This is a genomic window from Chromatiaceae bacterium (assembly GCA_024235395.1).
GTDB lineage: Bacteria > Pseudomonadota > Gammaproteobacteria > Chromatiales > Chromatiaceae > Thiosocius.
In genome coordinates this window covers 139872-152506 of the sequence record JACKMK010000004.1, presented here as the reverse complement: position 1 = coordinate 152506, position 12635 = coordinate 139872, and the positions used below count along the sequence as shown (strand labels likewise).

Here is a 12635-nt window from a genome sequence, read left to right as displayed (position 1 = left end):
CCTCGATGCGAGTCGTCGCAGAATATACCGCAACCGACCTCCGATCGACACGTCACCTGGCAAGCAATATGATAATTTTCAATTCAAAAACATTGTGTTGCTCACGGTTGTCCCGGGCTGCGCTTAATCTTTGCCTGGCGACGTCCGACGAGTAACGACAGCCACCTGGAGATCTGACCGTGCACGAAGGCAGTAGTTCGCGGCCAATCCGCAACACGGTGTTGGCGTTGCTGGTGGCGCTGACCGGTTCCAGCCATGCCCTGCAAACCGGGCGAATCGTGCCCGACGTCGCGCGCGAACACCGCATGGCCGCCGAGATCGTCGATGCCATCCTCGATGGCGAACCGCTGCAGATCGGGCTGCCCGGAAACAAGGCGTTCCTCGGGATCCATACGCAAAGTGCGATGGCGCCGGCGAAAGGCATCGTCGTGATACTGCACGGGCGCGGAATGCACCCGGACTGGAGCGACGTCGTGCATCCGCTGCGCGTGGGTCTGCCGGCGTTCGGTTGGGACACCCTGTCAGTGCAGATGCCGGTCCTGGACAAGGAGGCGCAATACGACGACTACGTACAGATCTTTCCGGATGCGATGCCGCGGATCGAGGCGGCGTTGACCGAGGCGCGCGCGCTGTCGAGCGGCAAGGTCGTGCTGCTGGCGCACAGTTGCGGTTCGCACATGGCGCAGCACTGGATCAATGCGCGGCCGGCGCTGGCGGCGCAATTGCTGGACGCATTCGTCGGTATCGGGATGGGGGCGACCGATGCGGGGCAACCGATGCGTGAACCCTTTGCACTCGGGCGTCTGGCGGTACCGATGCTCGACCTGTATGCCGAGCACGACTATCGGGCGGTTCAGCGCCTCGCGCCCGAGCGGCTCGCGGCCATGCGCCGTGGTGGGCATCCGTTGAATGTGCAGCGCGTCGTCGGCGATGCCGGGCACTATTTCGTCGACCGGGGCGACGCATTGACCGCGGCGGTCGCCGACTGGCTGGACAGGCTCTGACGGCGGGTCGGGGTTTGGTCGATCGGCGGCCGGCTCGATCTTGACTGGACAACCGCGGATACCCAGCCGGCTGAGACGACCATCTCAATTCCTTAGCGAAACCATCAGCAATTACCGCGCGCGCCGCGTGTGATCGAGCCGAGACGGGGGAAGGTCGCGGGCTTCACTATAATTTTAATAGGGACGAGGGCTTGTTCCCCGGCGTGCGTGCCGGGCTCACAGAGCGCGGTGGGGCGCCGCCGGCAGAATCGGACAACGAACGAGAAGGAACGCCATCATGAGCCAAGTCATTGATACCACGGTGGTCAGTGCCCGGACGATTCGCGAGTCACCGCTCGGTGCCGACCTCAGCGACGCACAGTGTGCCCTGTTGGCCGATGCGGCCGGTGCGATCTGCCTCGACGAGGGCGCGATGCTGCTCGAAGAGGGGCACGCCGATGAAACCCTGTACGTGGTCGCAAAGGGGCGCCTGGAGGTGCTCAAGCCGACAGGCGGCGGCGATGCGGTCACGCTGCAACTGTTGCACCACGGCGACATGGCCGGGATTTTGGGTTTCGTCGACGGCGTCGCACACAGTGCCGCCATCCGGGCGCTGTCACGTTGCGAACTGATCGCCCTGGACAGAAGGGACCTGGAGGGCCTGATGGACCGTGATCCACAGCTGGTTTACCAGATCATGCGCGCGGTCGTGCGTACGGCCCACCGGATACTCGGTCGGATGAACGCGCAATACGTCGAGATGTCGAACTACATCAGCAAACAGCACGGGCGCTATTAACGCCCCCGGTTGCGGTGTGAACAGGTCTCAGTCGATGTATCGGCGCAGCAGGTCCGCATAGGCGTCGATCCGCCGATCGCGCAGGAACGGCCAGATGCGGCGCACGTCTTCGCTGCGTGCCAGGTCGATGTCGGCGAGCAGCGTATGCGGCTGGTCGTCGGCGCGCGCCAACCATTCGCCCTGCGGCCCGCAGGCGAACGAACCGCCCCAGAAGCGGATGCCCGGGTCGTCCCGACCCGGCGCCGCTTCGTGGCCAACCCTGTTGCAGCTCAGCACGGGAATCCCGTTGGCGACCGCGTGCGCGCGCTGGATGGTCAGCCAGGCGTCGCGCTGGCGTTCGCGTTCGGCTTCCGAATCGCGCATGTCCCAGCCGATCGCGGTCGGGTACAGCAAGAGTTCCGCGCCGGCCAGGGCCATCAGGCGGGCGGCCTCCGGGTACCACTGGTCCCAACACACCAGGACCCCCAGCCGGCCGAGTGAGCAGTCGATCGGGGTGAATCCGAGGTCGCCCGGCGTGAAGTAGAATTTTTCGTAAAAGCCCGGATCATCGGGGATGTGCATCTTGCGGTACCGGCCCAGCAGTCGGCCGTCGCGCTCGATCACAACCGCAGTGTTGTGATACAGGCCGGGTGCGCGGCGCTCGAACAGTGAGCCCACGATCACCACCGCATGGCGCCGGGCGATTCCGGCAAGCCGCTCGGTGCTGGGACCGGGTACCTGCTCCGCCAGGTCGAATTGCGCGGTGTCCTCGCTCTGGCAGAAATAGGCCCCGTTGTGCAGTTCCTGCAACAACACGAGCTGCGCACCTTGCTGCGATGCGGCCGCAATCTCCTCGGCAATCAGTTCCAGATTCGCGGCGGCGTCTCCCTGGTCGGCGTGTTGAATCAGGGCGGCGGTGATGCGGCGCTGTGTCATGCGGCGGACTCCAGGCTGTCGCGCAGTTCGACTTGTGACGGGAACTGCATCGTCAGGCAATGCAGGCTGCCATTCTGGCGGATGATCGCGCGGCAATCGATGGCGATCACTTCGCGTCCCGGAAATGCGGCACGCACGATGGCGACCGCCCGGGTATCCTCGGCCACGGCGTAGGTCGGCAGCAGGACCGCACCATTGACGATCAAGAAATTCGCGTAGGTGGCCGGCAGCCGACGGCCATCCTCATCACGATGGACGCCGGGGAAGGGCAATTCGAGCAGACGATAAGGCTGCCCGGCGCGCGTGCGCAGCGCGCGCAGCTCATCGGTCATCGCCGCCAAGCCGGCGTGGTCGGCGTCGCCCGGTGGCGCGCTCGCGTACAGAATCGTGTCTGCGTCGGCAAACCGCGCCAGGGTGTCGATGTGTCCATCGGTATCATCGCCAGCGATGTCGCCGTGATCCAGCCACAGGAAACGGTCGAAGCCCAGGGTTTCGCCGAGCAGGCGTTCGATGGCCATCTGATCGAGCTGCGGATTTCGGGTTGCACTGATCACGGCCGATCGGGTCGCCAGCAGGGTGCCCGCGCCATCGGTCTCGATCGCACCGCCTTCCAGGACGAGGTCGTGGCGGCGCAGCTCCGCGTTGCCGAACGTGGACCGGCGGTGCAATGCTTGGTTGATCTCGGAATCGAGCCGGCCATCGAACTTCCCGCCCCAGCCATTGAAGACGAAGTCATGCAATACCGCGCGGTTGCCATCGACGACAGTCAGCGGACCGTGGTCGCGTGCCCAGGTATCGTTGGCCGGCGCACATGCGAACATCATCCTGTCGGGATAGGCGCCGGCGGCGCGCAGCAATTTCCCGACCCGCCGCGCATGCTCGGGTGTCTGACAGACCGAGAGCAGTGCTTCGTGGCGGCTAATCGCCGCACCGATCGACGCGAACACCGGTTCGACCTGCGCCAGTTCGTCGCGCCAGTCGCTGTCGGCATGCGGCCAGGTCAGCATCACTCCGGCCTGCGGTTCCCATTCGGCAGGCAGACGCGCTCGCTGCATAGCGGCCACTAGCGGTGGACGACTGACTCGATCACCCGGTCGCGCTCGAAATAGACGGTAAAACCGGGATAGGCCCAGCGCGTGATCGGTGGTTCACCGACCGCCGGTTGGGTACTGGCCGGCTCGCCAAACTGGGCCTTGACGTCGGCCATGTTCTGGCCGGTGTGTGGCCGCGGTAGTCCCGCCGCAGTGTTCGGCGGCGCCTTGTCCACCGCCTCGATCAGCAGCGTGTCGGCGTGCGTCGCGGATACGGCGCCCAGCAACACGGCGAATGCCGCTCCAAGTCCCCTCATCGTCAGCTCCCGTCAGTTGTTCTGCGCCGGCATCGGCTGCGCCCTGCGCAGACAGCCGGCCCGGCCAGTTCGCAGTTTAACCAGGAAATGCGCACCGACAAATCGCGGCGTGGCTCGGTCGCAGGTGCTTTGTGATTTAATGCGTGGATGTATCACCCTCTGTCGCTCTTCGTCGGCCTGCGCTACACACGTTCGCGGCGGCGGAACCACTTCATCTCGTTCATTTCACTGATCTCGACGTTGGGTATCGCGCTTGGCGTCGTGGTGTTGATCACTGTGCTGTCGGTGATGAACGGCTTTCACAAAGAGGTCCGCGAACGCATTCTCGGCATGGCCTCTCACGGCGATGTGCAGGCCCTGGACGGCCGCATGACGGACTGGCGGGAGGCGATGGCGCAGGCGCGCCGGAATCCGCGTGTGCTCGGTGCCGCGCCTTATATCGAGGGGCAGGCGATGCTGAGCCATCGGCGCGAAGTCACGGGTGCGCTGATTCGCGGCGTCGATCCCGCCCTCGAATCCGAGGTCGTCGACGTCGGCGCGCACATGGTCAGCGGTTCCCTGTCGGATCTGCAGCCCGGCGAGTTCCGCATCATCCTGGGGCGTGAACTGGCGGGTGTGCTCGGCGTGAATATCGGCGACAAGGTCACGGTGATCGTGCCGCAGATCAGCGTGACAGTCGCCGGCAGCATGCCGCGACTGAAGCGGTTTACGGTCTCCGGGCTGTTCGAGGTCGGCATGGGCGAGTACGACCGCGGCGTGGCGATCGTGCATATCAAAGACGCCGCGGTACTGCAGCAACTCGACAACGCGGTGACTGGCGTCCGTCTGCGGATCGACGACGTCTGGCAGGCGCGTGAGGTCGCGCTGGAACTCGCCGAGTCGCTGCAGGGTCGCTATCGCGTACTCAACTGGACTGACTACCACCGGAATTTCTTCGCGGCGCTGAAGATGGAAAAGCGCATGATGGGTTTGCTGCTGTTTTTCATCGTCGTGATCGCCGCCTTCAACATCGTCTCGACCCTGGTGATGATGGTGGTCGACAAGCAGAGCGACATCGCCATCCTCAAGACCTTCGGCGCCAGCCCCGGGCAGGTGATGCGGATCTTCATCGTGCAGGGGGCGACGCTCGGTGCAATCGGCACCCTGATCGGCGTGGTGGCCGGCCTGGCGCTGGCGCTGAACATCGAAGGCGCTGTTGCCGCGGTCGAGCGAACCTTCGGCGTCCAGTTCATCGATCCAAGCGTCTACTACATCGCCAAGTTGCCGTCCGATGTGCAATGGCTCGACGTGCTGCTGGTCGGTGCCGGGTCTTTCCTGCTCAGCCTGCTGATGACCCTGCCTCCGGCGATGCGCGCGTACCGGACGCAACCGGCGGAGGCGCTGCGCTATGAATGAGCAGACCGTCCTGGCATGCCAGGGTCTGGCCAAGGCATTCGACAGCGGACCGGCACGCATCGAGGTATTGCACGACCTGGACTTCGCATTGCGGCGCGGTGAGCAGGTAGCCATCGTCGGATCGTCCGGTTCGGGCAAGAGTACGCTGATGCATTGTCTCGGTGGCCTCGATCAGCCGAGCGCCGGCACAGTGAATCTGCTTGGGCATCCGTTCAGCACGCTGGACGAGAAGCGGCGCGGCATCGCGCGCAATCACGCGATCGGCTTCGTATACCAGTTCCATCACCTTCTGCCGGAATTCAGCGCGCTCGAGAATGTTGCGATGCCGTTGCTGATTCGCGGGGTAGGCGCCGCCGAGGCCGCGGCGCGGGCGCTCGCTTTGTTGGAGAGAGTGGGGCTGGGGGCGCGTACGCGTCACAAGCCCGCGGAACTCTCCGGTGGTGAGCGGCAGCGTACTGCGGTGGCACGTGCCCTGGTCTCGAACCCGGCCTGCGTGCTGGCAGATGAACCGACCGGCAATCTCGATCGCCAGACCGCGGATGCGCTCTATGATTTGTTGCTCGACCTGAACCGCGAACAGGGAACCAGCTTCGTGATCGTCACGCACGACATGGAACTGGCGGCGCGCATGGACCGTGTGCTTACCCTGCGTGACGGTCGGCTGTATGCGGCGTAACCGCGCGGACCCGTCTTAACGCTGCGGTGCCTCTTTACGTCGTCCGCCTCGGGCGCGAAAACGTTTCAAGACGTGCCAGCGCCAATACAGGCGTACGGCCGCGTATCCGATCACCGCGAGCAGGGTGCCGACCACGACGCTCCCGAGATACAGGGGTTTCCAGATCGCGTCGATCTCCGCGGCTATCCACTCCAGCGAGAGCTGGAATTCGCCGACATGAGCCGGCGTTCCGGTCAGCCAGGTGCCGACCAGATACGAGAAATAAAACACCGGCGGCATCGTGATCGGATTGGTCAGCCAAACCAGGGCGACCGAGATCGGCAGGTTGATTCGGAATACCACCGCCGAGAACGCCGCGGCCACCATCTGCGCCGGTATCGGGATCATCGCCCAGAAAAGCCCGCAGGCGACGCCGCCGGCGACCGAGCGGCGGTTCAGGTGCCAGAGGTTTTCGTCGTGCAGTAGTGCGCCGAGATGCCGCAGGTACTTGTGCTTCTTGAGTGCCGCAGGATCGGGCGTGTAGCGCTTTATGAGGTGCCTGGGCATAGGGTTCGTGCAGTTGGGGCCGACCATTGAAGCACGGATTTCGTGCTGTTTACTACAGCGTCCGCGACCTTCGGTTCTGAAACCGCACGCATTACAGCCACCGCCTGTGACAGAATGAAGTCGCCGCCGGATCAGGGGTCCGGCGTACGGGCAGGAGGCCCGATCGCGTTCCACGGAGGGGATGTGCTGCGTTTCGCCATGTCGTTCGCCGGCGGTGTGCTGGCTTTGCATCTGATGCCCGATCTGCCCGGATGGCCCTGGTTGGCCGTCCTGGTCGCGTGCGCCGCCATGCTGTTCCGGGTCCCGCGTCTGCGGATCTTTCCGGGTGCGTTCGTTCTCGGTTTCCTCTGGTCGCAATCGTACGCGCTGCTCTCCGTCCCTCCGGAACTGCCCGTCGAACGGCCGCAGATGCGGCTATGGGTCGAGGGGCAGGTGGTCTCGCTGGTTGAGCGATCGGCGCGCCGTGCCAGTTTCGTGCTGGTGGCACGCACCATAGAAGACCAGGGTGCCCTAGCGGAGGGGACATGGCGTCTGCGGCTGAGCTGGCACGACCCGGCGGACATCGCCACCGGCGACGTGTGGCGTCTGCCGGTTCGCCTGCGCGCCGCGCACGGCTACGCGACGCCGGGGGCCTGGGACTACGAGGGATGGCTGTACTGGCAGGGAATCCGTTACACCGGTTATGTCGATCCGACGCTCACCGCGGCACGCCTGCCTGACGCCGGCTGTTGCGTCGTAACGCGGCTGCGCAGCGCCCTGGCGTCCCGCATGGAAGCGCTGCCGCTGTCCGATTTCGCCGGCGGCGTGCTGCGCGCGCTGGTGCTCGGCGATCGCTCGCGCCTGGATCGCGACACCAAAGGATTGTTCGCCGCCACCGGGACCAGTCACCTGATGGCCGTTTCCGGCTTGCACATCGGCCTTCTGGCCGGTATCGGTTTCGTCGGCGTCGGATGGTTGTGGCGACGCATTCCCACTTTGTGCAGCAGGTTTCCGGCACGCATCGCCGGTGCCTGTGTCGGCATCTGCCTGGCGCTCGGTTATGCCCTGATGGCCGGGATGGCGCTGCCTACCCAGCGCGCGCTGATCATGCTGCTGGCGGTGACCGGTGGGCTCCTGCTGCGCCGCCACTGCGACACGCCGCGGATACTCGCGGCCGCCGCAGTCGTGGTGTTGATCTGGCATCCCCCTTCGGTGGTATCGGCCGGATTCTGGCTGTCGTTCGGCGCGGTGCTGGTGATACTCGCGGTCGCACGGCACACCTCGGCGTTGCCCACCTGGCGGATCGCCGTTCGCGTGCAGTTTGCCTTGAGCCTGGCCCTGTGGCCGGTGCTTGCGGCGTTCGGCATGCCCGGAGCCGCGCTGGGGCCGTTCGTCAACCTCGTCGCGGTGCCGCTGTTCGGTCTTCTGATCGTACCTTTCGGCCTGTTGGGCAGCGTACTGCTGGGCCTTGTCCCCGATCTCGGCAGCGGGATGCTGCAAGCGGTCGGCGGCCTGCTCGACCTGACCGAACAGGGCCTGTACCTTGCCGCCGATGGTGCCGCGGCACTGCCGTTGCGCGCGCACACGGCATGGCCGGGGCTGCTGGCCTACGCCATCGCCGCCGGGATGCTGCTGGCACCGCACGGCGTACCGATGCGCTGGGCGATGCTGCCGTTGCTGGCCGCACCCTGGCTGCCGCTCGCGCCGCGTGTGCCGGACGGTGACTTCATTGTGCACGTGCTGGACGTCGGGCAGGGGCTCAGCGTCCTGGTGGAGACACGTGGTCATGCGCTGCTGTTCGATACGGGCCCGGAGTTTCCGAGCGGCTTTTCGACCGCCGAGGCCGTCGTGGTGCCCTTCCTCGGCACGCGTGGCATCGCACGCCTGGACCGCCTGGTGGTGAGTCACGGAGACAAGGACCATGCGGGCGGGTTGCGACACGTGTTGCGATCCCTGGAGGTCGGTCGGGTGGAATCGGGCGAACCACAGCGTATCGATGTGGGTGCGGCCCTGTGCCGGGCCGGTGAGCGTTGGCGCTGGGACGGTGTATCGTTCGAATTCGTACACCCGCCAGATGCCCGGCACCGCCGCGGCAATGACGCGTCCTGCGTACTGCGGGTTGTGAACCCGGGCGGATCATTGCTGCTGACCGGTGATATTGAGGAACCCGTGGAGCGGCGACTCGTAGTCGATGGGCGGCCGCTGGACAGCGATGTGGTCGTCGCACCGCACCATGGCAGCCGCAGTTCGTCGAGCCTGCCGTTCGTCGCCGCCACCCAACCCGGGTACGTGGTCTATACCGCGGGTTGGGCGAATCGCTACGGTTTTCCTGCACCGGAAGTGGTGCGTCGCTGGCACACAGCAGGCGCACGTGGATTGAACACCGCGACGTCCGGCGCCATCGGCTTTCGTTTCTCGGCAATCGAGGGATTGTCGGCACCCTCGTTCGAACGCGTGAACGGGCGGAGGTTCTGGTGGCATGTCGACGGTTCAGCCGAGGCGCCGCTTGCAGTATCATCCGGCGATCGATCGCGGTGCCCGCCAGACGATCCCGATCCGATCCGCGGTTGCGACGAGCGCTGAAACCGTCGTCAGCGTCACCGCCGGGCGGCGCCGGGTCTCCGCCGTAGGCACCTGTCGATGAGCTTTAAGAGGGCCTCACGGGCCCGTTGTCTGTCCCTGTGGAGGTAAACCCGACGTGCTCGAGCTCGTTAAGGCCGGCGGATGGGTCATGTGGCCGATCATCGCCTGCTCTGTTATAGCGATGGCGATTGTGGTCGAACGGCTGTGGGCATATCGCCGGCGCAAGGTGTTGCCGACGAACCTGGTCGCGCAGATCTGGCAGTTGCACCAGAACAATCAGCTCACCGCTGCGCACATCGCGACAGTGCGCAAGAACTCGTCCCTCGGCCGTGTCCTTGCGGCCGGTCTGGTCAATCGGACCCATCCTCGCGATGTGATGAAGGAAGCGATCGAGGAGGAGGGCCGCCAGGTGGTGCACGAGCTCGAGCGGTATCTCAACACGCTCGGTACCATTGCGACGATCTCACCGCTGCTCGGTCTGTTCGGCACCGTGCTGGGGATGATCAAGGTGTTCAGTGCGATCACCGATGCGGGCGTCGGCAATCCTGCGGTGCTCGCCGGCGGTATCTCCGAGGCCCTGATCACCACCGCGGCGGGGTTGTCCGTGGCGATCCCGGCGGTGATCTTCCACCGTTACCTGAGCGGGCGTGTCGACCGAATCGTCCTGGGCATGGAGGAGCAGGCGCTGAAGATGGTCGAAGTGATGCACGGCGACCGCGAGCGCTGAGTCGATGAAGCTGCGCCCCCGCCGTCCGGAACCGCCGCGCGTCGATATCACGCCGCTGATCGACGTCGTGTTCCTGATGTTGATCTTCTTCATGGTGTCGACGACATTCGACAAACAGACCCGGCTGAAGGTCGATCTGCCCCAGGCCGCGGTGACCGATACCACCGAGCAGCAGGCCGAAAAGATCGACATCACGATCGATGCGAAAGGACAGTTCTACGTCAACGAGCGCGAACTGGTGACCCACGACGCCGCGACCTTGCGGCGCGCGATGCAGAAGATCGCCGATGGCAGGACCGACCTGCCGATCGTCGTGTCCGGGGACCGGAGCGCGCCTCTGCAGGCGATGATGACCGTGCTCGATGTCGCCGGGCAGCTGGGTATGTCGCGCCTCAGTTTCGTCGCCCGCCAGTCGGATCCCGAGGCGGAATGACCTGGTGCCACGCCTCGATCGCTACTGGCAAACCGTCAATCCCGTCGCACTGCTGTTGTCTCCCCTGGCGCTGTTGTTCGCGGCCGTCGCCGGGTTGAGACGCGCGGCGTACCGGGCAGGGGTGTTACGGGTAGCCCGATTCCCGGTACCGGTGCTGGTGGTTGGCAACATCACCGTCGGAGGGACCGGCAAGACGCCCCTGGTGATCTGGCTGGCGCGCTACCTGCGCGGGCAGGGTTGGCAACCGGGGATCGTGTCGCGCGGCTACGGCGGTCGGGCACGCCATTGGCCGCAACAGGTGCGGCCCGACAGTGATCCCGCGTCCGTCGGTGACGAAGCGGTGATGCTCGCGGCGGCGACCACCTGTCCCATGTGCGTCGGTCCGGACCGACCGGCGGCGGTGCAGGCGCTGCTTGAGCATACCGACATCGATATCGTGATCTCTGACGATGGGCTTCAGCACTATGCGCTGGGGCGCGACCTGGAGATCGCCGTGATCGACGGCGAGCGCCGCTTCGGCAACCGCCTGCCGCTGCCCGCCGGGCCTTTGCGCGAGCCCATATCGCGTCTGCGCCGGGTCGACATGGTCGTGGTCAACGGTCAGGGTGGTGCTGGCGAGTTCTCGATGAAGCTGCATCAACCGGTGTTGCATGCCCTGCAGGGTGACGCGCAGACCCGCCTCGCGGAGTTTTCGGGCCAACGCGTACACGCACTTGCCGGCATCGGCAACCCGCAACGCTTTTTCGACCTGCTGGACCGGATGGGACTGGACGTAGATCCCCATCCGTTTCCCGATCACCACCGGTTCCGCGACAAGGATCTGTGTTTCGAAGACGGTGCTCCGGTACTGATGACCGAGAAAGATGCCGTAAAATGCCGCCGTCTGCCATGCCGCAACTGTTGGGTCGTGCGTATCGACGCGCAACCCGATGCGGCCTTCGTCCACCGCTTGAGCACTGCATTGAAGGACATCGTCGATGGATAAGAAACTGCTGGACATCCTCGTGTGCCCGGTCTGCAAAGGCAAGCTGGTCTATCGGCCCGACGCCGCGGAGTTGATCTGCAAGGTCGATCGCTTGGGATTCCCGATCCGCGACGGCATCCCGGTGATGCTTGAGCAGGAGGCGCGCGAACTGCCCGCCGACGAGGAAGTCGCGGACTGAACGATGGCCGGTTTCAAGGTCGTAATCCCCGCCCGCTACGGCTCGCAGCGCCTGCCCGGCAAGCCGTTGCTGGCGATTGCCGGCAAGCCGATGGTGCAGCACGTGTTCGAACGTGCATGCGAGAGCGGGGCCGACGAGGTCGTGATTGCCACTGACGATCCCCGCATCGAGGCGGCAGCGCGTGCATTCACCGCCGACGTCTGCATGACCTCGGCGGCGCACGCGAGCGGCACCGACCGGATTGCCGAGGTCGTCGCGCTGCGTGCCTGGGACGAAGACACCCTGGTGGTCAACCTGCAGGGCGATGAGCCATTGATGCCGCCGGCGTTGCTCAGCCAGACGGCGAACGCGCTCGTCACGCACGCGGCGGCCGACATGGCCACCCTGGCCGTGGCACTGGATGTCCCGGCGCAGTTGTTCGATCCCAACGTGGTCAAGGTGGTGACCGACCGGGAGGGCTACGCACTGTACTTCAGTCGCGCGCCGATTCCGTGGAAGCGTGACCTGTTCGATCCAGGCGTTGCACCGCAACCTGCCTGGATCGACGGTGTGAGACGCCACCTGGGGATCTACGCTTACCGCGCCGGATTCCTGGCCGGCTATGCGCGACTGGCGGTCTCGCCGATCGAACGCGCAGAATCGCTGGAACAGCTGCGGGTGCTGTGGAACGGAGGCAGGATTGCCGTCGATACGGCGGCAGAAATGCCTCCGCCAGGCATCGACACTGCCGAAGACCTCGCCCGGGTCACGGCCGCGCTACGCGGGTGAGCCCGGTTGACGGCCTTCGAGCAGCACCAGGATGTCTTCTGAATAGGACTCGCCGGAGCTGTCGGAGATTCGCAGGGTCAGGGTGTCGCTGACGCGACGGTTCGGCACGCCATAGGCGTTGCGTTGCACGCTGTTCGGCCGGCAATGTTCGCAACGGCGCAGGACCACACTGTCGTCGTCGATCAGGACCTCGATCAGGATCCAGACTTCGCCGAGGTAATCGAAACGTTCGCCGATCAATTGGCGGAGCCTGCGGTGCAGACTGTCGGTGTGCATGTTAAAAAGTCGTTTCGTTGTCTGTGGTGTGTCGAGGGCAGGGG

General features: G+C 65.3%; 15 protein-coding genes. 10 read left to right on the top strand and 5 right to left on the bottom strand.

Features of this window, described 5'->3' with window-relative positions; genetic code table 11:
• The first annotated feature begins 179 nt into the window (after positions 1–179).
• Together H6955_19210 and H6955_19205 are read left to right on the top strand one after the other, a co-directional pair.
• The gene (locus H6955_19210; protein MCP5315698.1) at positions 180–1004 is read left to right on the top strand and encodes a DUF3530 family protein; all 825 of its coding nucleotides are present in this window, start codon (positions 180–182) and stop codon (positions 1002–1004) included.
• Positions 1005–1281: 277 nt separating this feature from the next.
• On the top strand, positions 1282–1782 hold the full coding sequence (locus H6955_19205; GenBank protein MCP5315697.1) for a cyclic nucleotide-binding domain-containing protein: 501 nt from the start codon (positions 1282–1284) through the stop codon (positions 1780–1782).
• Between the two features lie 27 nt (positions 1783–1809).
• Here the strand turns inward: H6955_19205 and H6955_19200 are convergent, their stop codons facing one another.
• The 3 genes from H6955_19200 to H6955_19190 are packed head-to-tail and all read right to left on the bottom strand — an operon-like array spanning position 1810 to position 4045.
• A complete protein-coding gene (locus H6955_19200; protein ID MCP5315696.1) occupies positions 1810–2697 on the bottom strand; it encodes a carbon-nitrogen hydrolase in 888 nt (295 codons plus the stop codon).
• Complete coding sequence (locus H6955_19195) at positions 2694–3752, bottom strand: agmatine deiminase family protein (protein ID MCP5315695.1); 1059 nt, start codon at positions 3750–3752, stop codon at positions 2694–2696. The genes H6955_19200 and H6955_19195 overlap by 4 nt, the downstream gene beginning before the upstream one ends.
• 8 nt (positions 3753–3760) lie before the next feature.
• On the bottom strand, positions 3761–4045 hold the full coding sequence (locus H6955_19190) for a hypothetical protein (protein MCP5315694.1): 285 nt from the start codon (positions 4043–4045) through the stop codon (positions 3761–3763).
• Positions 4046–4192: 147 nt separating this feature from the next.
• Here H6955_19190 and H6955_19185 point away from each other — a divergent pair, with 147 nt between their 5' ends.
• Together H6955_19185 and lolD are read left to right on the top strand one after the other, a co-directional pair.
• Entirely contained in the window at positions 4193–5440 is a 1248-nt protein-coding gene (locus tag H6955_19185; protein MCP5315693.1) for a lipoprotein-releasing ABC transporter permease subunit, read from the top strand.
• Positions 5433–6116 (top strand): lipoprotein-releasing ABC transporter ATP-binding protein LolD, encoded by a 684-nt coding sequence (gene lolD / locus H6955_19180; GenBank protein ID MCP5315692.1) that lies wholly within the window; start codon positions 5433–5435, stop codon positions 6114–6116. Before H6955_19185 ends, lolD begins: the two co-directional genes overlap by 8 nt.
• A gap of 15 nt (positions 6117–6131) precedes the next feature.
• Here lolD and H6955_19175 read toward each other — a convergent pair whose 3' ends face one another.
• On the bottom strand, positions 6132–6662 hold the full coding sequence (locus tag H6955_19175; GenBank protein MCP5315691.1) for a DUF2062 domain-containing protein: 531 nt from the start codon (positions 6660–6662) through the stop codon (positions 6132–6134).
• Between the two features lie 183 nt (positions 6663–6845).
• Here H6955_19175 and H6955_19170 point away from each other — a divergent pair, with 183 nt between their 5' ends.
• From H6955_19170 to kdsB, 6 genes are all read left to right on the top strand, one after another.
• The gene (locus H6955_19170; protein MCP5315690.1) at positions 6846–9224 is read left to right on the top strand and encodes a DNA internalization-related competence protein ComEC/Rec2; all 2379 of its coding nucleotides are present in this window, start codon (positions 6846–6848) and stop codon (positions 9222–9224) included.
• A 115-nt stretch (positions 9225–9339) separates the two neighbouring features.
• On the top strand, positions 9340–9951 hold the full coding sequence (locus H6955_19165; GenBank protein ID MCP5315689.1) for a MotA/TolQ/ExbB proton channel family protein: 612 nt from the start codon (positions 9340–9342) through the stop codon (positions 9949–9951).
• Positions 9952–9955: 4 nt separating this feature from the next.
• Positions 9956–10384: a biopolymer transporter ExbD gene (locus H6955_19160; protein ID MCP5315688.1), complete on the top strand. Its 429-nt coding sequence runs from the start codon at positions 9956–9958 to the stop codon at positions 10382–10384.
• Positions 10314–11369 carry a tetraacyldisaccharide 4'-kinase gene (locus H6955_19155; GenBank protein ID MCP5315687.1) on the top strand — a complete coding sequence of 352 codons (1056 nt, stop codon included), beginning with the start codon at positions 10314–10316 and terminating at the stop codon, positions 11367–11369. The genes H6955_19160 and H6955_19155 overlap by 71 nt, the downstream gene beginning before the upstream one ends.
• Entirely contained in the window at positions 11362–11547 is a 186-nt protein-coding gene (locus H6955_19150) for a Trm112 family protein (GenBank protein ID MCP5315686.1), read from the top strand. The genes H6955_19155 and H6955_19150 overlap by 8 nt, the downstream gene beginning before the upstream one ends.
• 3 nt (positions 11548–11550) lie before the next feature.
• Entirely contained in the window at positions 11551–12315 is a 765-nt protein-coding gene (kdsB, locus tag H6955_19145) for a 3-deoxy-manno-octulosonate cytidylyltransferase (protein MCP5315685.1), read from the top strand.
• On the opposite strand, the gene H6955_19140 is transcribed toward kdsB, so the two are convergent.
• Complete coding sequence (locus H6955_19140) at positions 12304–12591, bottom strand: hypothetical protein (protein MCP5315684.1); 288 nt, start codon at positions 12589–12591, stop codon at positions 12304–12306. The two genes, kdsB and H6955_19140, sit on opposite strands and share 12 nt — an antisense overlap.
• Between the last annotated feature and the right edge of the window lie 44 nt (positions 12592–12635).